This is a genomic window from Arthrobacter sp. Hb9-2, from assembly GCF_059091165.1.
Window position 1 is genome coordinate 134495 of record NZ_JBNHGJ010000001.1, and the last position, 22074, is coordinate 156568.

Sequence of the window (22074 nt, forward strand, 5' to 3'; positions counted from 1 at the left end):
CGGCGACAGGCGGCTAAGGGACACGCCCAGGCTCCACAAGACTGTCAGGGCCCGGAAGCACCATGGAGCTATGACGGCTCCAACGGTTGAGGCGGCGATCCACGAACTGATGGATCTCGCCTGGAATGTTGTCTACGACCTGCTCGAGGAGCGGGGCCTGCTCGGGGACGGGTTGTTCGTCGAGGAGTACACCGGGATCCATTCCTGGGTGGAAGAAGTGACCCGGTACACGGTGGTCCACTCCCGGACGGTCGCGGTCCTGTTCGTGGATACCCGGTTCGTGGACGCCATCGTCTTCCATCACGACCTCCTAGGCGCTGACGATCCGAAGAGCTTCTTCAGGCTTACGCAGCAGTAGCAGGCCCAGCCAGCTGGAACCTGCCGTCACTCGCCCAAGTCGAAGTCCAGGTCTAGGTCTTCGAGGGAGTGGAGCTCCCGCCACGTTTCCGTCACCCGGGCGCTGGGCAGGGCTGCCGCGATGGGCGTCCTATCCACGGCCACGAGCTGGTCCAGATCCAATCCGGTGAGGGCCGCGATGTCGCGGACGGGTACCTGGAAGGTGCGGAACGGCCCCAGCGGGGGAGCGTCATCGGTGACGCCGGGGCGGAGGATCTCCGGCAGGTCATCGAGCTGGGGTGTCTGATCCACGACGTAACCGGTGGTAGCCAGTTCACCCTCGTGGAGGAAGGCGGCGACCTTGAAGAAGCGCAGCGGGATTTCCACGCCTCGGTAGACCGGGTCGTTCTCGCTGGTAACGGGCCCGGTGAACACCACGACCCGCCGGCTGTGATCCGCGGCGTGCTCCTGCAGGTACGACTCCAGCCCCAGCCAGAGTTCCATGCCCTGGTTGAACTTGGCCGCCTGCGGGGCCGCATTCGTGTAGTAGAAGGTGTCCTCATTCGCCTGGGCGGCCTCGGCCCGGGTATCGCCCCACACCGCGGAGGCACGGCGGACCAGGTGCCCGCGGTCCAGGTCGTTGCGGGCGTACACGCGTTCGCCGGTCTGCTGGTCTTCCGGCAGACGCGGGTCCAGCCGCCACTGGATGCCGGACCGGTCCAGATCCATCAGCTTCGTTCCGTCCATGGCCAGGGCTGTCACCGCGGCCAGCCGCTTGTCCGGGCGCATAAGGACCGAGAAGTGCGTGTAGGGGAGCAGGACAGTCTTCACGCCGGGCCAGTGCGGGGATCGGGACCGGGACTCCGAGGAAATCAGCGTCATACCCGGCCCGGCCGGCCAGGCTCCGGGCGGTGGCGGCTGCCGTCTGGTCCGTCATCAGTTCATCCATGCCCGGACCCTACCAGCCGCACATGGCGGTGGGCTGAACACGGCGATAAGTAATGTCCGCCATGGCCAAGATGCTGTGCCGGTAGGGGCTGGTCTGCCATATTGGTGCCAGAACATTCCCAAACCGGAAGGGCTGACAGATGGGCGCCTGGGGCTCTGCCGTTCGAGAATGACGACGCGCTGGACTGAGCTTCCTGCTCGGCCAGGAGCTTCTGCACGCGCAACTCCAGACGGCTCGGAGGCCGCGGAGGCGCGGGCGGGCGGAGCCTGACACGGTGCCAGTCCAGCGTCTCGATGTCGGGGTCCGACCGCAGGGCGTCGATCAGTTCCTTGCTGCCAAAAACCCTTGTGCCCATCAGGTCATAGTCAGTCCACAGCACCCAGGCCCTGTCTTCAGGCCACCACAGCTCCGGACTGAACTCCTGGACCCCGGTTGCCAGCATGGAGGTCAACATGGTCGTGAGATCGAAGGTGAAGGTTCGCATGGCCTCAACATCGAAGATGCTGGTGATGGGCGAAAACCTGCCACGCATGCGGGTCGAGCCGGTGTGTGCTGCGAGGATCGGAACGATCGCCTCCAGGTCAGCTTTACCCAGGGAGCCTTCCGTTGGCCAGAGCGAGTCGTCGGGGTGGATGCCCGGGTGCATGACCACGTAGTCGGCATCGCTTTCGTTCAGCAGCGCTGACCAGCAGTAGGCCGGTGGGATCTCCAGGCCACTGTCCCCGGCGGGGCCCTGCAAAGGGACACCCTTGCGGGAGGCGGTCTCAGCCCAGGTGATCCTCTGCCAGCCCTCAGGAGCGTGCGCGCCGAAACCGAAGCCGGGCACCTCGTCCACATCATCGGGTTCAGGCTCCGCGGGGACATCAGCCGGCCGAAAGAACTGGGCATGGAGGACCCAGGTGCTGTGCCTGAAGCCATTCGGGAGCGGACCGTTGACCGGATCGTCAAGGAATCCATTGCCCAGCCAGGCGAGCTCCGGACCGGCCAATCCTTCCCAGGTCCACCCTTCGGGCAGTGTCCGCAGCTCTTCTGATTCCCCCATGGGACGAGCGTACCGTCATGGTGAGCGAAGCGAGGGCACGAAAAAGGTGCCCCCGTTCACTGAGCGCACCCTTTTCGATTACCCCTCGCAGTCAAATCCCCATCCGACTGCGCCAATAATAAGCATACTTAGCAAATGGGTTGGCAAGCCCGTGCGTATTTGCAGCGGAGCCGTCGCCAATATGTAATCGTTACCGGTTGAGTCCCTGAGTCGGACAGCGTGGCCAGGTCGGAGGACACAAAGGGCTGGACGGCCAGATCTTTGCCCGCGTCGCCGGTTTGCCCCCCGAGTGACCTCGGCACTACTTCACGGGTCAGCTGCGGCGCAGCGGCCCACCCCCTCCTGGGCGCGGACGATCCGAAGAGCTTCTGGGCCCCGGGCAGCGTCTCCGCTCCGGTATGGGGCCCGTGCCGTCGTGATGGACTTGAGCTGGGTCCGCGGCAAATTGAAACATTCAGTTCAGGAAAAGCGGGGCGCAGATGGGGGGATCCAGCCATTTACTATCCGTCGGGCAGAGCCGAAAATTGGTCCCAGATCACGACCTCCATACGGGGAAGTGGCAGCGCCGGCCGGTTGCCGCCGCCGGCTGATTAGGGAGTTCCCATGTCGATCCTGCGAATGACACCCGAATCCGAAGCCACAGGCCTGGTTGCTGAAATCTACGAAGACGACCGACGCTCGCTGGGATATGTGCCCAGCTACACGAAGGCGCTGAGCTTGAACCCGGAGGCATACCTCGCATGCCAAGCGCTCCTCAAAGCCATCAGCAAACCACTCGGGCCACGACTCTACGAACTGGTAACGCTGGCCGCCTCCCAAGCCATCGGCTCGACACACTGCAGGCTGGCCCACGGCGAAAAATCACTCGGCATCTTCAAAGAAGAACAACTGCTAGCCATCGCAAGAGACTTTCACGATGCCGGTCTGTCCGAGGCCGAAGTAGCGATGATGGATTACGCCATGAGGGTCTGCACGGACGCGGCCGCCATGACCGACCGTGACTCGCAGTTATTACGCGACCTGGGCTTCAGCGACCGCGAAATCGTGGACATCACGATGGCCGCCGCTGCGCGAAATTTCATCAGCCGATCGGTCCTGGCCATGGGCGTCGACCTTGAGGTTCCACCTGGCATGGGTGATGAACTGAAAGACGCCTTGCTTGGTCCGATGGCCCTCAAACCGAACGGATCCTAGACGGTTAAGCCCCGGTAAGTGCGGCAGCCCGAACACTTGGTCCAATGCATTTCCCGCCTCCGGGTATCGTCCGGCCAGGCGCCATGCATCCCCGGCTCGGGTGAGGCCCTCGGCCAGCCACAGGTCCCTGGTCCTGGATGCAGGGTGCTCCTCCAACACTGTCACGGCGTCCACCAAATGGCGCACGGCCATACCGTGGTCGGTGCTTGTAGATGCAATGGCAGACCGTGCCAGCAGCCCTTCCACTCGAATCGGAGCATCAGCAAGAGCCTTATTCCGGGCACGCATGACGCCCTCGACGAGTTCGGCGAATCGGTCAGCTGCGCCGTCGTCGCCGCGTTTTCCACATAGCCGGTTGTCGCCCTGTTTTCCCGGGCGCGCCTGTCCCTAGCGTGGGGGTATGTCACGCCGGAATGCAGGAGAAGCAGGTGAACAGGCGCGCCACGCCAGGTCCCGGTTGCAGGCTACCCTGGGTGACAGTTCCCCCGGGGTGTTGCTGGGGGACGACGGCGGTCCTCCTTTTGAGTATCGGGGCCCCGGCATGGCCGGCGGAGAAAAGCGCGGGAACACCCGGTCCAATGAGGGCGACGATGGAAGAAAAGCGCACGATGAGCGTCCTGTTCGGATGGCCAAACAAGCCGCCGACGAGACTTTCGCCTACCTTGCCTGAAACCTTCGCCGGTCTTGTCCGGCGTCGTCTATCTTGCCTGTAAGGGGTGATTATCAAATGGCTGAAAACTCAGAAGTACTGGAATGGGTTTCCCCTCGCAGACAGCGGGAAATCGACAACCAAGTTGCGTTCCTGCGCTACCAGCTCGAATGTGAAGATACTCCGGCTGAAGGGGGTGAGAAGTGATGAACGACTACGTTCCTCGGCCCCATGAAGCCTACGACCCGCACTGGGTCATCAAGCGCGACCTCTCGAACATCATCGAGAAGTTGCGGGCTAAAAGACAGACCGATGAAATCCGGGTATCCCTGGCGATCTACGAAGAAATCCTCGCCCGCTATAACGCGGACCAACCGCGAAAGCTCGCTTGAGCTGAGCCCCTATTGCATTTGCAGTAGGAATTTCACCATATGTAAGTTGAAGGCGTAAAGAGATTTTCTTCACGCCGTTACGGCCCGAATCTGCCTTGCAGTAAGTGACTTGATTACATCCGGCTCCAATACGTGGTGCCAACGAGAGCTATGGTGACCTGCGGGGCCACCACATAGTTGTTTGAACGGGTCTACCTAATCCAAGTTCTCCTGCTCACCCAGCACGCTGCCATCGCTTCAGCTGGCGTTACCGATGATCTCCCGGCCGCCTATGGAGCCGAGCTGGACGTAGCCGATCAGGGTGACGTACTGCATGCTGCACGCATCACCGCCGCCTGTGCCGGTGACCGCGATCTGGATGGACGAGGCGGTATCGGTGACTCGGACTGTGTTCGGGTGACTGCAGGCAGCGGTGGACGCCGAAAGGTATATCCGGTTCTTTTGGCGGTCGACCCGGACCAACTGCCAGGGCACGGTCGAAGCGGCGTCTGTTGTGCGGTCAATTGGGAGTTCGCCGTACTGCGGCGAGACTGTCCCGATGGGCAGTACGGGCTGTCCGGGTGGCGGAGTGGAACCTAGCGGAGGGTCTGCCTGCCATGCACAGGATGTCAAAGCAGCTACCAGCACCACCATGCAGAAGGTGGCAGTTCTGGGCCTAAAGCGGCGCAGGACGTCGGTATCCGTAGTCATCGTTCACCTACCATGAAGACGACCGGGGGAGTGCTGATCGGCCCGGGGCAGGGGTTGAAGGGGTCCTCCCTGCTCCATTCCAGGTCGTTTTCCTGCTCAGCCAGCACCGCGCCATCTCCGGCCAGGGCACGCAGGGTGATAAGGGTTGGTACCGGGCCGAGAATGAAGGTGAACCGCCAGGTGTCTCCCTCCTTGCTGCCGATGTACAGGGTGTCGGGGTAAATCGGCGCCGGGACACTTGGCCCGGGTGCTGGAGAGAAGCCTCCGTTTGGCAGCTGTACCCCGTGATCGGTGACGGAAACGGACGGGGCAGGGGCCGCCGTCGGCGCTGGCGCCGAGCAGCCTTCATCGGTGCACAGTTGGACTTCCTCCACCGCTGCCGTATCGCCCTCAACCATCACTTCGAGGCCGCTGACGTAGCCGATGGCCGGACACGCTGTGCTGCAGCCCGCGGACGGCAGCGTGGCTGCGACCAGAGCAGCGATTCCCAGGATCCCCCGACCCGTCTTCATGGCTAGAGTCTAGGCCCGGCAGGAGCGGTCTGGTCATACTCCGCGAATAAGCGCGGTCGGGGCAGTCTCCCATCACTGCCCGATAGTCTTGGTTGACCACGCCTGGTGCGTGACCTGGGAGCAGCGGGCAGGGTCGTAATGAGCTGGCAGAACTGGCCCGCGACCTAAGGAAGCTCATGAACGCGTATAACCTCCCAGTCCCAGGCGACCTCCAGTGGTAGGCAAAACAACCCCATCCAGGCCGCGCCGGAACAGGGTGCGGCACCCCCGGTTCGCTGCGGGGGATCGGGTCAGCTTTGCCGAAGGCGGCCTCACCGGTACAGGGATCGTGGACGCCGCATCCAGGGACTACTCGATCATTTGGATCTGGACCGACGGCGGCTTGGGCCGGCGGATGTTCTTCCAGGGTTGTGGCAGCATCATCTCGTCCTTAGAGGACCAGCCGGAGTAAGGCCATTGGTGCCGGGAGCTCGTGGCCATCCCAAACCGTCGTCCCGAGCCCACCGCTGCGGCTATCGATCCTTGCCCGATCCCTACCAGTGGGATGTCGAGATCGCAGGCCATGGCGCTGCGCCCCGGGTCACCGATGGTTGCGACGATGACCGCGACCATTGAAGTCCGCCCGGGCCCTGGCCGGGACCTTGAAGCGCGTCCCAGCGCGCGGCCGCGCCCGGACAGCGCAGTCCGACCGGCTACTCTGCTGGAATGGAACCCTGGCACCAGAACCGGCTGACAACGAGACAGGCTGAACTCGTGGAAGCGTGGCTGCCAGGCGTTCGTCTCCTGAATGATCTTTCCTGGAATCTCGTTGACACTGCGGTACTTGAAGTGGGGCATGCACAGCATAGATACGTCGTCAAAGCGGCCGGGCCCTCCAACCACCACATAGGGCGGGAGATAGAAGCGCACCAGTCTTCGACCGCCATGTTGGCGCGCCAGAACCGTGCAGCGAAACTCGTACGGTCGGACCGCTCGATGAACATTCTGGTAACGGAATATCTGGAAGGTTCCCTTGTGGAGGGAACCGAGGCCGAATTTGAGACGGAGACGTACCTACAAGCGGGGTGCCTATTACGCGAATTTCACGAACAAGCCAGACGTACCGACCCTTACTATGAGGCTGCAGCGACTGCGAAAGCGCTGGCTTGGCTGGACACACCGCACCGCATTGAAGAATCTGCCGCCGAAAAAGCCAGGGCCGTTTTCCGCACCTATCAGCCGGAACCGGTGGTGATCGTGCCGACCCACGGTGACTGGCAGCCACGCAACTGGCTCATGGACGGGACCGAGCTCAGGATCATCGACTTTGGCCGCTACGGGTACAGGCCGGCCACCAGCGACTTCTGCCGCCTTGCCGTGCAGCAATGGAGGAACGCTCGTCAACTGGAGTCCGCCTTTTTCGAGGGGTACGGTTCAGATCGGAGAGACAGCAAACTCTGGAAGGTCCTCCTGCTGCGCGAGGCGGTCTCCACCGCGGCCTGGGCCTACCAGGTTGGCGACGATGAGTTCGAGGAACAGGGCCACCAGATGCTGCGTGACGCCTTGGCAAACTTCTGAATCACCCCTTGATGCAGAAGGTTGCGACGGCGGTGGGTTGTCAGTATTTGCGTCCTTTCCACATAGCCGGTTGCGGCACTGTTGCCCGGGTGCGGCCTGTCCCTAGCGTGGGGGTATGTCACGCCGAAATGCTGGAGCAGCAGGTGAACAGGCGCGCCACGCCAGGTCCCGGTTGCAGGCTGCCTTGGGTGAGAATTCCCGCGGGCTGTTGCTAGGCGACGACGGCGGGCCCTCTTTTGAGTATCGGGGCCCTGGAACTGATGGCGAAGAAAAACCTGGCCGTACCCTTCCCGGTGACGAAATTGCCGCTACGGAGTCCTTCGACGTCGGCCCCGCCATCCGTTGGCGCCTCAGCTTCCGGCTTGGCGTGCTCCTGGGCATCCTTGCAGTCGCTGCCGGCGCCTGGTTCTGGTGGCAGGCGGCCTCCGGACGGCCGGAGATCCTGCCACTGAGCGGAGTAAGCCCCGGAACCACCGCCCCAGCGGCCGAAGATGGTGCCCCCGGAGAGGACAGCGGCGGCGGCAGCCGAGCCGGTCCGGAGTCCGACCCGCAGGAAAGCGCCCCAACAGGGACAGTGGTGGTTCATGTTGCCGGTTCCGTGCTTGGGCCCGGAGTGGTCCAACTGCCCGGTGGCAGCCGGGTGCACGAGGCCATTGCCGCCGCCGGCGGGGCAGCTCCCGGCGCCGACCTGAACCGCCTCAACCTCGCCCTGGTTGTTGAGGACGGGCAAAAGATCCACGTCCCGCAGCAGGGCGAAGCGTTGCCGGCCGGCTCGGAGGATTCAGGAGCCCCGGCCGTCGGCGATCCGGGGGACGCGAACGCCGGAGAGGCGGCAGGATCGAAGATCAACCTGAATACGGCCGGGGTGGAGGAACTGGATGGATTGCCCAAGGTCGGCCCCGTGCTGGCACAGCGAATTGTGGACTGGCGCAAGGAGCATGGCCCGTTCAAGGCGGTCGAGGACCTTGACGCCATTGACGGTGTCGGCCCGAAGATGCTTGAAGCATTGCTGCCGCTGGTGACCATATGAGACGAAGACTACGCATCACGATGACGATGATCCTCGGGCGGCGCCATGGATAGCCGGCCATCGAAAACCCGGGCGAGCCCCTGGAGCCGCTACGTGGAGTCGGCGGTCCGCGTGCATGCGCTCGGCCGGCATGATGGGCAGCAGGCAGGAGCGGTGGATGGGCCGCGGTCGGCGGCCGGGACCAGCACCCGTGATGGCGCCCCGGCCGACCTGCGACGGAGGTTGCTCCGTTCGGCCCATGGGCCCGGGAGAAGCTTCCAAGAGTTCTACGGAGCGCAGTCAGCGCGGTTCCGTGACAGCAACAGGAAAGCCCGGCAGGAGGCAGACGCCGACAGTAGCGGAACCCCGCGCCGGCGCACCGACGTCCGGCTGGCGTTGCCGGCGGCGCTTGTCTGGGCTGCCTCCGTCGCCGGGCTCTGGCTGCACCCCTTGGCTCTGGGCGGCGTCTGCTGCGCACTCCTCGTCCTGGCCGCGCTGCTGCTGCACCGCACCTTCAAAGCTCGTACCTCGCGCATTGCCCGGCGAAGTCACGGAATACCGGCCCGGCGCAGTTTCCTCACCACCACGGCTGTTGCCTTCCTCTTGGCAGCGACGGCGGCAGCGCACTCGGCGGTGGCCGCGACCCAGCGCCACGACGGTCCCCTCGCGGCCGCCGTCTCCTCCGGGAAGTCAGTAGTAGCGGTCCTTGAAGTGGCAGGAACCCCGCGTGCCCTGACTGCACCCAACCAGGCTGGCCCGCCCGCGCGCTGGTCCGTACCTGTCTGGACCCGCGATGTCAGTACCGGCGGTGTTGTGCTTCGGACGCGGGCACAACTGGTGGTGATGGGCGGTGGCCGTTGGGGCACTGTGGTGCCCGGCGAGATGGTCCGCGCAACGGGAAAGCTCCGCCCCGCTGATCCCGGAAAGGAGGAGGCTGGTATCCTCACGGCGTCCTCCGGCCCAGGGCAGCCCTTTTCCTCTCCCATCATGCAGGGAGCAGCAAAGGAACTGCGGGAACGTTTTGTTTCGGCCGCCTCTTTCCTCGCCCCGGATCCCCGCGGCCTGCTTCCCGGAATGGTTACCGGGGACACCAGCGCCTTGGACGAGGGCCTGAATTCCGCCATGAAAAGCGTTGGCATGACCCATCTGACTGCCGTCAGCGGTGCCAACTGCAGCCTTGTCCTGGGCGCCCTGCTGCTGCTGGCCCGGAGATTCCGCTTACCCCGGTTGCCGGCCGCCGGGCTTGCTGTGGCAGGCCTTGGGCTGTTCGTCCTGCTCGTCGGACCCGACGCGAGCGTGCTGCGGGCAGCCCTGATGGGAGCCGTGGCAGTGGCGGCCCTGGCTGCCGGCCGGTCCGGACGAGGCCTGAGCTTCCTGTGCCTCGCCGTGATCGGTCTTCTGCTGGTGGACCCGGGGCTGGGATCAAGTTTCGGGTTCCTTCTGTCGGTCCTGGCCACACTGGGGATCATCATCCTGGGTCAGCGCATGATGGCATGGACCCCTTCGTACGTCCCGCGCTGGGCAGCGGCCGCTGTGGCTGTTCCCTTGTCCGCGCAGCTGCTCTGCGGACCGGTGATTGTTGTGCTGCAGCCCCAGTTTTCAACCTACTCCCTGCTGGCCAACGTCGTAGCATCCCCACTGGTGGCGCCTGTAACCCTGCTGGGAACGGCTGCTGTGCCCCTGGTAGTCCTGGCACCGTGGGCGGCCACTGTCCTGATCGCGGTGGCCGGCACCTTCAGCGCCGCTGTGGCCGGGACGGCCCGATTCACCTCGCAGCTTCCCGGCGCAGCCCTTCCTTGGCCCGAGGGTGTGCCCGGGTTGCTGACCATGGTGTTCCTGTCCGTGCTGACGTTCCTGGCCGTCTGGGCCGCGGTCCGCCCGCGCCGGCTCGTCCGGTTTGTTATGGCCTCGCACAGGTGCACCGTCTCCCTGATTGAAGTGCTGGAACGGTACGCTGCCGGAAGGCTAAAGAGCTACGGCCGCAAGCCGCGGCGCATGCCTGCCCGGCGCTTCCCTGCCCGGCGCTTCCCTGCCCTGCGCGTGCTGCCGAAGCGTGGCCCGGGCTTGGAGGGGGCCGCAGGACGTGGCAGGCTGGGATACTCCACAAAACTTTCCGGAAGGAAGCCCTGATGGCCGCTGCGCAGAAACGTGCAACCCGTTCGCCGGCGTCGAACGGCCCCACTTGGCGGGACGTAACCCCCGCCGCAGTCGTCCTGGTCACCGGGCCTGAGGAGTACCTCGGCATCAGGGCCGTGGACCGGGTCCGGGCACAGGTACGGGCAGCCGCCCCGGACGTTGAGGTCAGCCGTATCAACGCCGCAGCCTACGAGGCCGGGACCCTGCTCATGCAGGTCAGCCCGTCCCTGTTCGGCGAAAGCAAGCTCATCGAAGTTGAGGCCGTCGAATCGATGAACGACGCCTTCCTGGCCGACGCGCTTGCCTACCTCGGCCACCCCGAGTCCGACGCCGTCCTGGTGCTGCGGCATGGCGGGGGAGTCCGGGGGAAGAAGTTGCTCGACGCGATCAAGAAGGCCGGCTGGCCGGTGGTGGACTGCCAGCCCCTCAAAAAGGACGCGGACAAGATGGCTTTTGTCACCGCCGAGTTCAAAGGCGCCGGGCAGAGGATCGAGCAGGACGCCGTGCAGGCTCTCGTCAACGCGGTGGGAGCGAACCTTTCGGAACTGGCGGCAGCATGCAGCCAGTTGATCGCCGATGCCGGCACCACGGTGACCACTGACATTGTGGACCGCTATTACGGCGGACGGATCGAGGCCACGGCGTTTAAGGTGGCCGACGCTGCCATGGCAGGAAACGGTCCGCTGGCGCTGTCCACTCTCCGCCATGCCCTTGCCACGGGGGCAGACCCTGTCCCCCTTGTCGCCGCGCTGGCAGCAAAGTTGCGGACCGTGGCGCGCGTGGCCGGCGCTTCGGGTTCCTCGGCCCAGATAGCCGCCGAGCTCGGGATGCAGCCCTGGCTGGTGGAACAGGCCCAGCGGGACGTCCGGCGCTGGACGCCGGAAGGACTGGTCCGCTCCATCCAGGCCACCGCCGAAGCCGACGCCCAGGTCAAAGGCCTCTCCCGCGATCCCGTCTACGCGGTTGAACATGCCGTCACGGTGATTGCCATGTCCGTCCAGGGCAGGTAGGCCAGCACCACGTCACACCGAGCGCCGGGAAAAGCGAGAACGTAGTTAGTTAAAACAGCGCAGGAACTTAAAGATGTGTGGCCGGTACCAAAGCGGTACCGGCCACAACCATCAGTTCAAGCGAACTGGAAACCTTACAGTGCGTTGACCTTCTTGGAGATCGCCGACTTGCGGTTTGCTGCGTTGTTCTTGTGCAGAACACCCTTGCTGACAGCCTTGTCCAGCTTGCGGCTGGCAGCAACCAGGGCAGCAGCAGCTGCATCCTTGTCCGTGGACTCAACGGCGGTGTTGACGGCGCGGATGGCCGTCTTCAGCTCGGACTTGACTGCGTTGTTGCGCAGGCGTGCCTTCTCGTTGGTGAGGATGCGCTTCTTCTGGGACTTGATATTCGCCACGTGTGAACTCTCTTTTTAATGCGGAAATGGTCTAGAGGGCTTTCAGATTGGCCATTGACTGAGCGGCGTGGGGATACCTATGGCGGCCAACCATCAGTGGCCGTCGACCTGCACGGACACACAGCTATAAAGAATAGCAGGTCAGGCGCAGGACTGGCCATTTGGGAACTTAGCTCCAGCCGTGTCGCCGGCGGAGCCCTTCGGCCACCTTCTCAAAGCGGGCACGCTCCAGCACGGCGCCTTCCCGCCGGATACTGTCCGGCCGGAGCTGGACAATGCGGTCCAGCCGGGCCTCGCTGGGCCTGCCCTGGCGGTCCCAGCCGCCGACACCGATGTCCACATATCCTGCTGATGCTCCCGAGTCGGGGACCCGGTCTTTGCTGGTGAGCATCAGTCCAAGGAGATATCCGCCGCTGCGGCCCACCAGCAGCACCGGGCGGTCTTTGCCGCGCGTGTGGTCCTCCTCGTACGGCACCCACGCCCACACCACCTCGCCCGGGTCCGGGTCGCCGTCCGGCTGCGGCGAGTAACTGATGGTGAACCGGCCTTCAAAGTCGCCGGGGTAATTGCCGCTGCCAGGAGCGGCAGGCGAGGGTGCGATGCGAGCCGCCCCGGCTTTACCGGCCGGCCCGCCCCGGCCCGCCTTCTGCAGCACGCGGAGGCCTGCTTGGACTGCGTTTGCCAGCGAAAGGAAATTGATAGCCATCAGGCAACCCTAACTCCGGCCCGGGTGGCAGGCCTGGAACGTCAAAGGGGCCCGCAATGCAGTGCCACAGGCCCGGACGTGGGACACTTGAATTTCCAGATGTGCGGAGTGTCCGCAGGGTGCCCTCCGTGCGCCTTGGCGGCGACCGCGTGAATGCCAACAGTAAGGACCCTGCGTGTCTCCCATGGCCCGCACCGCCCCGGTGCCCGCCGCGACAGATCCGGCCATCATTCGGAACTTCTGCATCATCGCGCACATTGACCACGGCAAGTCCACCCTGGCTGACCGCATGCTGCAGTTCACCGGCGTCGTTCAGTCCCGCGACATGAAGGCTCAGTACCTGGACCGCATGGACATCGAACGTGAGCGCGGCATCACCATCAAGTCCCAGGCCGTCCGTATGCCGTGGGAACTCGACGGCACCAGTTACGCGCTGAACATGATCGACACTCCAGGCCATGTGGACTTCACCTACGAGGTCTCCCGCTCGCTTGCAGCCTGCGAAGGAGCGATCCTCCTGGTCGACGCAGCACAGGGCATTGAGGCCCAGACCCTCGCCAACCTGTACCTGGCGATGGAAAACAACCTCACCATCATCCCGGTCCTCAACAAGATCGACCTCCCGGCGGCCCAGCCCGAAAAGTACGCGGCGGAGCTGGCAAGCCTGATCGGCGGGGACCCGGAGGATGTCCTTCGCGTCTCGGGAAAGACCGGCATGGGCGTCGAAGCACTGCTGGACAAGATCGTTCGCGACCTTCCGGCCCCGGAAGGCGATGCAAACGCCCCCGCCCGTGCCATGATCTTTGACTCCGTCTACGACACCTACCGCGGCGTGGTCACCTACGTTCGTGTGGTGGACGGCATGCTGCACCCCCGCGAACGCATCCAGATGATGTCCACCCGGGCCACCCATGAACTCCTCGAGATCGGGGTGAGCTCCCCGGAGCCCACCCCGTCCAAGGGATTGGGCGTCGGCGAAGTGGGCTACCTCATCACCGGCGTGAAGGACGTCCGCCTGTCCAAGGTTGGCGACACCGTGACAAACCTCGCCAAGCCGGCCGCCGATTCGCTCCCCGGCTACGCCGATGCAAAGCCGATGGTCTTCTCCGGCCTGTATCCCTTGGACGGAACGGACTACCCGGTGCTCCGCGATGCCCTGGAGAAGCTGATGCTCAACGATGCCGCATTGGTCTACGAGCCGGAGACCTCCGCAGCGCTTGGCTTCGGCTTCCGCGTTGGCTTCCTGGGTCTGCTCCACCTGGAAATCACCCGCGAGCGGCTGGAACGTGAATACAACCTGGACCTGATCTCCACGGCGCCCAACGTCGAATACGAGGTGACGCTGGAGGACAAGAAGGTGGTCCACGTGACCAACCCCAGCGAATACCCCTCCGGCAAGATCTCCGAGGTCCGCGAGCCAATGGTGTCCGCCACCATCCTGGCCCCGAACGAATTTGTCGGCGCCATCATGGAACTGTGCCAGAGCCGGCGCGGCGTTATGGGCGGCATGGACTACCTGTCCGAGGACAGGGTGGAAATCCGCTACCGACTGCCGCTGGCCGAGATCGTGTTCGACTTCTTCGACATCCTCAAGTCCAAGACCCGCGGCTACGGTTCCCTGGACTGGAAGGCCGACGGCGACCAGGTGGCCGACCTGGTGAAGGTGGACATCATGCTCCAGGGTGAGCAGGTGGATGCCTTCTCCGCCATCACCCACCGCGACAAGGCCTACGCCTACGGCGTCATGATGACCACCAAGCTGCGCGAGCTCATCCCCCGCCAGCAGTTCGAGGTGCCCATCCAGGCGGCTATCGGCTCCCGGATCATCGCCCGCGAAAGCATCCGCGCCATCCGCAAGGACGTGCTGGCCAAGTGCTACGGCGGTGACATCTCGCGTAAGCGCAAACTGCTGGAAAAGCAGAAGGAAGGCAAGAAGCGCATGAAGATGGTGGGCCGGGTTGAGGTCCCCCAGGAAGCGTTCATCGCCGCCCTCACCACAGACGAGTCCAAGGACAAGGCCAAGAAGTAGTGAACACAGCGTCCGGCAACACCGGAGGCCCCTGCAATGCCTAGCACCCTTCCCCTCGGCGACCCGGCGCCGTCGGACGGTCTGCTGCCCGCCCAGGCGGTGGACGGTTCGGCGGACCGGGCGTTTGGGCTGTACGTCCACATCCCGTTTTGTGCAGTGCGCTGCGGCTACTGTGATTTCAACACCTACACTGCCACGGAACTCGGCGGCGGCGCCTCCCAGGACGCTTACGCCGGCACGGCCGCTTCAGAGGTGTCGATGGCGGCCAAGGTCCTCACGGACTCCGGCCTTCCCCCGCGCAGGCTGAGCACCGTGTTTTTCGGCGGGGGCACACCTACATTGCTTCCCGCAGACGACCTTGCCCTGATTCTCCGGCGGGCCATCGACCAGTGGGGCATCGAAGACGGCGCTGAAGTCACCACGGAGGCGAACCCCGATTCGGTCACGCCCGAATCCCTTGCCATCTTGAAGGACGCAGGGTTCACCCGGATCTCCTTCGGCATGCAGTCTGCCGTTCCGCATGTGCTCAAGGTACTTGACCGCACGCACACGCCCAGCCGGGTTCCGCAGGTGGTGCAATGGGCACGTGAGGCCGGCCTCGCAGTCAGCCTCGACCTGATCTACGGGACACCGGGGGAGTCCCTCGCAGACTGGCGATACTCGCTGGAGACCGCCTTGTCCTACGAACCTGACCACATCAGCGCCTACGCGCTGATCGTGGAGGACGGTACCAAGCTCGCCGCTCAGATCCGCCGGGGTGAAGTCCCCGGAATCGACGACGACGACCACGCCGACAAGTATGAACTCGCCGACCAGCTGATCACCGAAGCCGGCCTCGGCTGGTACGAGGTCAGCAACTGGGCCCGCACGCCGGACCAGGCCTGCCGCCACAACCTCGCCTACTGGCGCGGCGATGACTGGTGGGGAATCGGGCCGGGCGCGCATTCACATGTGGGCGGGGTCCGTTGGTGGAACGTCAAACACCCCACTGCCTATGCCGGCCGTTTGGCGCAGGGCCTTTCGCCGGCTGCCGGCAGGGAGACGCTGGACCTGGAAACCCGGAACGTGGAGCGGGTGATGCTCGAAGCGCGCCTGCAGTCCGGTCTTGAGGTTTCTTCCCTTGGTGCTGACGGCCGGCACGAGGTCGCAGGCCTGATTGCCGACGGCCTGGTGGAGCCTGCCCAAGCCTTCCGGGGACGGCTTGTCCTCACCCTCAAAGGCAGGCTGCTGGCGGATGCGGTGGTCCGCCGCGTACTCCCAGCCTGATTATTCGCCGCCGAGGGTGGTGGTGGTCCTGGTGGGGCTGTCCCAGAGACGGGCTGCGGTGCACTCTCCCTGTGTCAGCACGTCCAGGACATCCATGGCGGTTCCGAGCAGGTGGCCTGGAATCCGGCGCGCGAGGGTGACGTGCGGTGTCCACGCATCCGGCACGGTATTGGCAAAAGCCCCCGTGCACTGCTGATGCAGCCGCGCGTGCATCTGCAGCAAACCCGCCGCCGGCACCACCAGGCGCGCCAGCACGTACTTGCCGGAACCGGCAGGAAAAACCACCAAACCGGAAAACCGGACGTCAATCGGCAGGCCGCTCCACAGATCCTCCGCCGCGGACCCGAGATCCAGGTTGTCGCCTGCCGCCAGGGTGATGTGTGGCCTGTTGCTCGGTGAGGTATGCGTGGCCAGGCTCGGCAGGCCGGCTTCAAGAAGGCGGGCCCAATCCGTCCTGATTGAAGAATCGGTGGGTTCCCCGAAGGTCAACTCGACGCTGCGCATGCACCCATCATGCCGGACGCTGATGGACCGTTTGCAGGGGAGCGGGGTCTGCCTGCGCTACTTGATCCAGCGCAGGTTGTACGGGTAGCGGTGCGGCTGGCCCTTGTTGACGTGGATGCCGGCGGCCACCGAGAAGCATGTGAGGGCGATCCAGATCAGTGTTGCGATGACGGCAAAGATGTTGCCGACCACCGGCACGAAGACAAGGATGTTGGCAACCACTGCCGCGATGGTGGGCGGCAGGCTGAAGTTCAGCGCCTCCTTGGACTCCTGGGCGGTAAACGGGCCCCGGTCACGGAAGATCAGGTAGATCAGCAGGGAAGGAACGCAACCCAAAATGCCGCCAAAATGCGCCAGGGTGGCCCACTGCCGGTCCTCGCTGGCCGTCAGGGGCAGCGCATTTGCCGGAACGCCGTGGTACTCCGAACGGCCCTGGCCGCCCTGGCTGTCCCTGTGCTCACGTGCGTTTTCTGCCACAGTCTGTTCCTTCGAAAGTGCAATGGTGCTGACTAAGAATGCCATGTCTACTGTTGCCGGTGCTGCGATCCGCAGACACTGCAGTATCAAGAATACTGGGTGCAGCGGTGATGCCTGTCCCAACACGGGGCAGGAACAGGCGCGCGGCAATGAGGTTTGACGGGGCTTCAGGGAACCGTGAGGAAATCGATGACTTCCTCCACCCTTCCCAGCAGCGACGCTTCCAGGTCCGCGTAGCTGCGGACGGCGCCCAACAGCTTCTGCCACCCCAGACCGATGTCCTCTTTGGTTTCGTGGGGCCAGCCGAAGGCTGCGAGGATGCCTGTTTTCCAGTCCTGCCCGCGCGGCACCACGGGCCACTTCTCGATCCCCAGGACAGCCGGGCGGATGGCCTGCCAGACGTCAACGTAGGGGTGTCCCACAATCAGTACATTCCCCGCGGCACCGGGAGATGCCATCACGGCATCGGCAATGCGGGACTCTTTCGAATCGGGCACCAGGTGGTCCACCAGCACGCCCAGGCGCCTGCCGGGCCCCGGCTTGAAGCCGGCCACAGCGGCCGCGAGGTCATCAATGCCGTGCAGCGGCTCGACGACGATGCCCTCCACCCGAAGGTCATCTCCCCACACCTTCTCCACGAGTTCGGCGTCGTGCTTTCCTTCGACCCAGATGCGGCTCGCCTTGGCAACCTGGGCTCTCTGGCCTGCCACGCGGACAGAACCCGAGGCCGTCCTGCCGGCGGCTGTCGCCGTGCCTGCGGCCGGCCGCGGAGCGGGCGGCATCAGTCGGATCGCCTGGCCTTCCAGGAGGAACCCGAAGCCCAGCCGGAAGGAGCGGGACTTTCCGTTGCGGTCCTCCAGTGCCACCACATGCATTCCGCCTGATTTCTCCACCCGGGTCACTGCGCCAACCCAGCCGGACTGCACGTCCTCCAGCACCATGCCCCGTTCTACGGGCACTTCGGGCAATTGCGTCTTGGCGGGCGCGGAAAGGTCCTGGGCTCCCCAGTTCTGGTAATGCATCGAATCACTCCGCCTCGCGCTAGATCACGGCCGGGAATTCCGCCCGGAGCGGTACCAATGCTAACAACGGGGTGAGTCATAATAGACTGTTAGCACTTGGGCATGTCGAGTGCTAACCGCTGTAGCGTCACGGTGCGGGCGGAACGCCTGCCCCGAACCCTGGATGGAGGTGGAGAGTGAGCGAGCCACGCAAACTGGAAGTACTGCGGGCCATCGTGGAGGACTACGTCCACTCCCGCGAGCCCGTCGGGTCCAAGGCCCTGGTAGAGCGGCACCATCTTGGTGTCTCCAGCGCCACCATCCGCAATGACATGGCCGCGCTTGAGGACGAAGGGCTGATTACGGCGCCCCACACCAGCGCGGGCCGCATCCCCACAGACAAGGGCTACCGGCTCTTCGTCGACCAGATTTCCGCTGTGAAGCCCCTGTCCCAGGCGGAGCGGCGGGCTATCCAGTCCCTCCTTGAGGGCTCGGATGACCTCGACGACGTCCTGGAACGGACCGTCCGGCTGTTGTCCCAGCTGACTAACCAGGTGGCGGTTGTCCAGTATCCGCACCTTAACCGAGCACTGATCCGGCACATCGAATTCGTTCTCCTGGCACCGCGGAAGGTGCTGGTGGTGCTGATCGCCAACACCGGCAAGGTGGAACAGCGCGTTATCGACGTCGGGCAGGACCTGGCGGATGAAGCCCTCGCTGCGTTGCGCGCCAGGTTCCTTGGCTCCCTCGCCGGGACCCCCTTGGCCCAACTGGGGCACTCCCTGCCCGCAGTGGTGTCCGGTGTCTCCCCGGGACAGCGGCAGGCAGCCCAGGCGCTGGCGCACGGACTGGAGGGCCTGGCCCACAGCAGCCGCGAAGACCGTATGGTGATGGCCGGCACGGCCAACCTCGCCCGTTCCAACGTTGACTTCCCGCTCAGCATCGGGCCGGTGCTGGAGGCGCTTGAGGAACAGGTGGTGATGCTGCGCCTGCTGAGCGAGATGGCGCAGGATCACCGCGGCGTAGCCGTGAGCATCGGCCGTGAAAACCCCTATGACGGCCTGGCGGAAGCATCCGTTGTGGCCACGGGCTACGGCCCGGACAGCGTCGCCAAGATTGGCGTGCTGGGTCCTACCAGGATGGACTATCCCACCACCATGGCAGCCGTTAGGGCTGTCGCCCGTTACCTGTCACGGATTTTGGGGCCCTGACCGCATGACGGCGCCCAAAAGCGCCCAGCAGTGATGCAGTAAGACTGCAGGCAAAACAACAAGGAAGAGATACGAACTTTGAGCAGCCACTACGAAGTCCTTGGAGTCTCACCGGATGCCACCGGAGAAGAGATCAAGAAGGCCTACCGCAAGCTGGCCCGGACCCTTCACCCGGACGTTAACCCCGGTGAGGATGTTGCGGACCGCTTCAAGGCAGTGACCCACGCCTACGAAGTTCTCTCGGACCCCCAAAAGCGGCGGGTCTACGACACCACCGGCAACGAGAACGGCACGGACAACGGGTTCGGCGGGGGAGCGTATGCCGGCCAGGGCTTTGCTTTCCAGGACATCTTCGACACATTCTTCGGCGCCGGCGGCACCACCGGCCCCGCGTCACGGGTCAGGCGCGGGCAGGACGCGCTCATCAGCGTCCGGATCGAACTCCGCGACGCGGTGTTCGGGGTCAACAAGAAGCTCGAAGTGGATACGGCAGTGGTCTGTCCCACCTGTGATGGCTCGTGCTGCCGTCCCGGAACCCATCCGGAGCGCTGCGACATCTGCGGTGGCAGCGGCCAGGTCCAGAGGGCCGTGCGTTCCATCCTCGGCCAGGTCATGACCGCCGCGCCCTGCGGTACCTGCGAAGGCTTCGGAACCGTTATCAAGGACCCCTGCAACGAATGCAGCGGGCAGGGCCGGATCCGCAGCCGCCGTTCCCTGACCATCAAGGTCCCCGCCGGCGTCGCCACCGGCACGCGCATCCAGCTGTCCGGGCAGGGCGAGGCCGGTCCCGCCGGTGGCCCCACCGGTGACCTCTACGTGGAAATCCGCGTCAACAACGATGCCACCTACGTCCGCGAAGGCGACGACCTCCACGCCACCCTGAACATCCCCATGACGGCAGCTGCCCTGGGAACCGACGTGACCCTCGAAACGTTCGATGGGCCGCAGGAGATCGACGTGAAGGCCGGCACGCAGTCCGGAGAGATCATCACGCTGCGCGGCCTTGGTGTCACCCACCTGCGCGGCTACGGCCGTGGTGACCTGAAGGTTCACCTCCAGGTCGAGACGCCGGCGAAGCTCGATCCGGCGCAGGAGGACCTGCTGCGCCAGCTGGCCAAGCTTCGCGGCGAGCAGATTACGGATGGCAAGCTTGCTGCCAGCGGTGGCATGTTCGCCAAGCTCCGGGACCGGCTCGGTAACCTGTAGCGGTGAGCAACCCCGTCTTTTTCACTGCGGCCGGGTCCCTGGACGGGATGGTGCCGGAAGGTGTCTTCGTCCTGGAAGGACCCGAGGCCCGGCATGCGGTTACGGTCAAGCGGCTCGCTCCAGGCGAAGCCGTGGACATCGTTGACGGCGCCGGTACCCGCATGAGCGGCAAGGTTACCGCCGCTTCCTCCTCCGGGCTCGAAGTGGAATGCACCTCGGTGGTTGTTGAGGACCGGCCGGGCACCAGGCTGGTGCTGGTCCAGGCCCTGGCCAAGGGCGACCGGGATGAGCTGGCCGTTGAGACGGCCACTGAACTGGGCATCGACGCTGTTATCCCGTGGCAGTCAGAGCGGTCCATCGTACGCTGGAAAGGTGACCGGGCCGCCAAGGCCCACGCAAAATGGCAATCCGTTGTCACTGCCGCCGCCAAACAGGCCCGTCGTGCCTGGATCCCTGAAGTGCGTGCCGCCGTCGACACCGCCGGCCTGGCCTCCGCGGTGGAGGCGGCCGACCTCGCCGTTATCCTGCACGAGAACGCGGTGCGGCCCCTGCGGTCCGTCCTGGAATCCTGGCTCCCGCCCGGGGCCGCTGACGGCGTGCGCGAAGTGCTGCTGATCGTAGGACCCGAGGGAGGGATCAGCCAGCGTGAAGTGACAAGGCTTTGCGGCCGGGGTGCCGTCACCGCCCTGTTGGGACACCACGTGCTGCGCTCATCAACGGCCGGTCCTGCCGCCGTCGTTCTTGCCAGCGACGTCCTGGGCCGCTGGGCGGCTCCCACAGTTTGAGCCGCCCGGCGGGCGGGGCTAGCGGACCTGAAAGCTTCGGGTGTCCTCGGTTCCGTCCACTTGGCCGTCCGCGTTCGAAGTTTGGGCAACCCGAAGTTCGAAGTCGCCCTCAGGCAGCGTCAGGGCCAAGGTGAACACCCCGGCCTGCGCGGGATCCGCAGCCGCCGTTGTTTCTCCCGTCAGGAAAGGGGTTTTGTCTCCGTTGTCTCCGGACCGCAGGATCTGCCAGCGCAGCTTGCCGCCGGGCAGGGTGCTTCGTCCGGTGATCTTGACGCTGCCGTCGGCCACTTCCACGTTTTCCTGCGGGTCGATGATCCAGACCGGAGCCACCAGCCCGGCGGTACGGGCCATGAGTGACCCCAGCTGCACATGGTCAAAAGCGACGTAGTCGGTGTGTCCGTCCACGAGGATCCGGACACGGATCTGCTGCCCGGAATCAATCAGCCCTGAGCTCGCAGCAGCCGCGGTAGCCGTGTAGACAAGCTGCTGGATGGCCCGGGCCGCCATGTCGGCGTCAAGATTGCTGTTGAAGGCATCCTCCGACACGTCCACGGTGATGACGTCCTTGCCGGAAATGGACGTGGCCAGCTGCTTGGGGTTCTGCCACGGCGTGAAGAAGTCCGGGTCCAGGGGCTTTTCAGACATCATGGCGCGCAGGGCACGGGTCACGGGATTCTCCTGCTCCGGAACGTCCCGGAACTCCCGGTAGAGGAAGACATCGCTGTCGCTGCGCCCAATCCAGTAGACGGGGGCCTTGTTGGAGGACTGGGTAGTCTCCAGGGGTGCACTCGTGGACGGGGCACCGGAGGTAATTCCCGGGGCGGGAGTGCTGGAGGACAGTGTGCCGGTGGGGGAGGGCTCCGGCGCTGCGATGCAGCCTGCCAGGACAGGGACCGTGATCAGGAGACCGGCAAGGACCGCTGAACGGGCGCCGCTAAAGGCACCTCGGGCCCGGCGGGGCGCTGCGGTTTCCGGCAACTTGATTGCCCTGTCCTTTCCTGTCGGGTAGCCGATCCCC

The 22074-nt window shown here is 64.9% G+C and carries 25 protein-coding genes; 14 read left to right on the plus strand and 11 right to left on the minus strand.

The window, feature by feature from the left end; translation table 11 throughout:
* The first annotated feature begins 70 nt into the window (after nucleotides 1–70).
* Nucleotides 71–358, plus strand: coding sequence for a hypothetical protein (locus AC5RV1_RS00620; protein ID WP_493993128.1), 288 nt, complete (start codon nucleotides 71–73; stop codon nucleotides 356–358).
* A 26-nt stretch (nucleotides 359–384) separates the two neighbouring features.
* Here AC5RV1_RS00620 and AC5RV1_RS00625 read toward each other — a convergent pair whose 3' ends face one another.
* Both AC5RV1_RS00625 and AC5RV1_RS00630 read right to left on the minus strand, forming a co-directional pair.
* On the minus strand, nucleotides 385–1218 hold the full coding sequence (locus AC5RV1_RS00625; RefSeq protein ID WP_493993129.1) for a DNA/RNA non-specific endonuclease: 834 nt from the start codon (nucleotides 1216–1218) through the stop codon (nucleotides 385–387).
* Nucleotides 1219–1277: 59 nt separating this feature from the next.
* Nucleotides 1278–2327 (minus strand): hypothetical protein, encoded by a 1050-nt coding sequence (locus tag AC5RV1_RS00630; RefSeq protein ID WP_493993130.1) that lies wholly within the window; start codon nucleotides 2325–2327, stop codon nucleotides 1278–1280.
* 603 nt (nucleotides 2328–2930) lie between these two features.
* Here AC5RV1_RS00630 and AC5RV1_RS00635 point away from each other — a divergent pair.
* The 4 genes from AC5RV1_RS00635 to AC5RV1_RS00650 all read left to right on the plus strand — a co-directional run bounded on the left by AC5RV1_RS00635 (nucleotide 2931) and on the right by AC5RV1_RS00650 (nucleotide 4562).
* The gene (locus AC5RV1_RS00635; protein WP_493948398.1) at nucleotides 2931–3521 is read left to right on the plus strand and encodes a carboxymuconolactone decarboxylase family protein; all 591 of its coding nucleotides are present in this window, start codon (nucleotides 2931–2933) and stop codon (nucleotides 3519–3521) included.
* A 400-nt stretch (nucleotides 3522–3921) separates the two neighbouring features.
* Nucleotides 3922–4191: a hypothetical protein gene (locus AC5RV1_RS00640; RefSeq protein ID WP_493993131.1), complete on the plus strand. Its 270-nt coding sequence runs from the start codon at nucleotides 3922–3924 to the stop codon at nucleotides 4189–4191.
* 57 nt (nucleotides 4192–4248) lie between these two features.
* A complete protein-coding gene (locus AC5RV1_RS00645; RefSeq protein WP_493993132.1) occupies nucleotides 4249–4377 on the plus strand; it encodes a hypothetical protein in 129 nt (42 codons plus the stop codon).
* Nucleotides 4377–4562, plus strand: coding sequence for a hypothetical protein (locus AC5RV1_RS00650; RefSeq protein ID WP_493993133.1), 186 nt, complete (start codon nucleotides 4377–4379; stop codon nucleotides 4560–4562). The genes AC5RV1_RS00645 and AC5RV1_RS00650 overlap by 1 nt, the downstream gene beginning before the upstream one ends.
* A gap of 237 nt (nucleotides 4563–4799) precedes the next feature.
* Here AC5RV1_RS00650 and AC5RV1_RS00655 read toward each other — a convergent pair whose 3' ends face one another.
* From AC5RV1_RS00655 to AC5RV1_RS00665, 3 genes are all read right to left on the minus strand, one after another.
* The gene (locus tag AC5RV1_RS00655) at nucleotides 4800–5252 is read right to left on the minus strand and encodes a hypothetical protein (protein ID WP_493993134.1); all 453 of its coding nucleotides are present in this window, start codon (nucleotides 5250–5252) and stop codon (nucleotides 4800–4802) included.
* Nucleotides 5249–5764, minus strand: coding sequence for a hypothetical protein (locus tag AC5RV1_RS00660; protein WP_493993135.1), 516 nt, complete (start codon nucleotides 5762–5764; stop codon nucleotides 5249–5251). The genes AC5RV1_RS00655 and AC5RV1_RS00660 overlap by 4 nt, the downstream gene beginning before the upstream one ends.
* Before the next feature lie 348 nt (nucleotides 5765–6112).
* The gene (locus AC5RV1_RS00665) at nucleotides 6113–6376 is read right to left on the minus strand and encodes a hypothetical protein (RefSeq protein ID WP_493993136.1); all 264 of its coding nucleotides are present in this window, start codon (nucleotides 6374–6376) and stop codon (nucleotides 6113–6115) included.
* A 93-nt stretch (nucleotides 6377–6469) separates the two neighbouring features.
* On the opposite strand from AC5RV1_RS00665, the gene AC5RV1_RS00670 reads away from it, so the two are divergent.
* The 4 genes from AC5RV1_RS00670 to holA all read left to right on the plus strand — a co-directional run bounded on the left by AC5RV1_RS00670 (nucleotide 6470) and on the right by holA (nucleotide 11476).
* A complete protein-coding gene (locus tag AC5RV1_RS00670; protein WP_493993137.1) occupies nucleotides 6470–7321 on the plus strand; it encodes a phosphotransferase in 852 nt (283 codons plus the stop codon).
* Between the two features lie 115 nt (nucleotides 7322–7436).
* Nucleotides 7437–8351 carry a ComEA family DNA-binding protein gene (locus AC5RV1_RS00675; protein ID WP_493993138.1) on the plus strand — a complete coding sequence of 305 codons (915 nt, stop codon included), beginning with the start codon at nucleotides 7437–7439 and terminating at the stop codon, nucleotides 8349–8351.
* 45 nt (nucleotides 8352–8396) lie between these two features.
* Complete coding sequence (locus AC5RV1_RS00680) at nucleotides 8397–10460, plus strand: ComEC/Rec2 family competence protein (protein ID WP_493993139.1); 2064 nt, start codon at nucleotides 8397–8399, stop codon at nucleotides 10458–10460.
* A complete protein-coding gene (holA, locus tag AC5RV1_RS00685; protein WP_493993140.1) occupies nucleotides 10460–11476 on the plus strand; it encodes a DNA polymerase III subunit delta in 1017 nt (338 codons plus the stop codon). Before AC5RV1_RS00680 ends, holA begins: the two co-directional genes overlap by 1 nt.
* Nucleotides 11477–11610: 134 nt before the next feature.
* Here the strand turns inward: holA and rpsT are convergent, their stop codons facing one another.
* Together rpsT and AC5RV1_RS00695 are read right to left on the minus strand one after the other, a co-directional pair.
* A complete protein-coding gene (gene rpsT, locus AC5RV1_RS00690; RefSeq protein ID WP_011692086.1) occupies nucleotides 11611–11871 on the minus strand; it encodes a 30S ribosomal protein S20 in 261 nt (86 codons plus the stop codon).
* Between the two features lie 169 nt (nucleotides 11872–12040).
* Entirely contained in the window at nucleotides 12041–12577 is a 537-nt protein-coding gene (locus tag AC5RV1_RS00695; RefSeq protein WP_493993141.1) for a type II toxin-antitoxin system PemK/MazF family toxin, read from the minus strand.
* A 175-nt stretch (nucleotides 12578–12752) separates the two neighbouring features.
* Here AC5RV1_RS00695 and lepA point away from each other — a divergent pair, with 175 nt between their 5' ends.
* Nucleotides 12753–14606, plus strand: coding sequence for a translation elongation factor 4 (gene lepA / locus AC5RV1_RS00700; protein WP_256249668.1), 1854 nt, complete (start codon nucleotides 12753–12755; stop codon nucleotides 14604–14606).
* A 36-nt stretch (nucleotides 14607–14642) separates the two neighbouring features.
* Complete coding sequence (gene hemW, locus AC5RV1_RS00705) at nucleotides 14643–15872, plus strand: radical SAM family heme chaperone HemW (RefSeq protein WP_493993142.1); 1230 nt, start codon at nucleotides 14643–14645, stop codon at nucleotides 15870–15872.
* On the opposite strand, the gene AC5RV1_RS00710 is transcribed toward hemW, so the two are convergent.
* From AC5RV1_RS00710 to AC5RV1_RS00720, 3 genes are all read right to left on the minus strand, one after another.
* Nucleotides 15873–16376, minus strand: a complete 504-nt coding sequence (locus AC5RV1_RS00710) for a 2'-5' RNA ligase family protein (protein WP_493993143.1) — start codon at nucleotides 16374–16376, stop codon at nucleotides 15873–15875.
* A gap of 57 nt (nucleotides 16377–16433) precedes the next feature.
* Entirely contained in the window at nucleotides 16434–16853 is a 420-nt protein-coding gene (locus tag AC5RV1_RS00715; RefSeq protein WP_458781981.1) for a DUF4870 domain-containing protein, read from the minus strand.
* 167 nt (nucleotides 16854–17020) lie between these two features.
* Complete coding sequence (locus tag AC5RV1_RS00720) at nucleotides 17021–17875, minus strand: DUF3097 domain-containing protein (RefSeq protein ID WP_493993144.1); 855 nt, start codon at nucleotides 17873–17875, stop codon at nucleotides 17021–17023.
* Nucleotides 17876–18051: 176 nt separating this feature from the next.
* On the opposite strand from AC5RV1_RS00720, the gene hrcA reads away from it, so the two are divergent.
* The 3 genes from hrcA to AC5RV1_RS00735 all read left to right on the plus strand — a co-directional run bounded on the left by hrcA (nucleotide 18052) and on the right by AC5RV1_RS00735 (nucleotide 21056).
* Nucleotides 18052–19065, plus strand: coding sequence for a heat-inducible transcriptional repressor HrcA (hrcA, locus tag AC5RV1_RS00725; protein ID WP_493993145.1), 1014 nt, complete (start codon nucleotides 18052–18054; stop codon nucleotides 19063–19065).
* A 78-nt stretch (nucleotides 19066–19143) separates the two neighbouring features.
* Nucleotides 19144–20271 carry a molecular chaperone DnaJ gene (dnaJ, locus tag AC5RV1_RS00730; protein ID WP_493948384.1) on the plus strand — a complete coding sequence of 376 codons (1128 nt, stop codon included), beginning with the start codon at nucleotides 19144–19146 and terminating at the stop codon, nucleotides 20269–20271.
* A gap of 2 nt (nucleotides 20272–20273) precedes the next feature.
* Nucleotides 20274–21056 carry a 16S rRNA (uracil(1498)-N(3))-methyltransferase gene (locus tag AC5RV1_RS00735; protein ID WP_493993146.1) on the plus strand — a complete coding sequence of 261 codons (783 nt, stop codon included), beginning with the start codon at nucleotides 20274–20276 and terminating at the stop codon, nucleotides 21054–21056.
* Between the two features lie 18 nt (nucleotides 21057–21074).
* On the opposite strand, the gene AC5RV1_RS00740 is transcribed toward AC5RV1_RS00735, so the two are convergent.
* The gene (locus AC5RV1_RS00740) at nucleotides 21075–22034 is read right to left on the minus strand and encodes a GerMN domain-containing protein (protein ID WP_493993147.1); all 960 of its coding nucleotides are present in this window, start codon (nucleotides 22032–22034) and stop codon (nucleotides 21075–21077) included.
* Nucleotides 22035–22074: the final 40 nt, after the last annotated feature.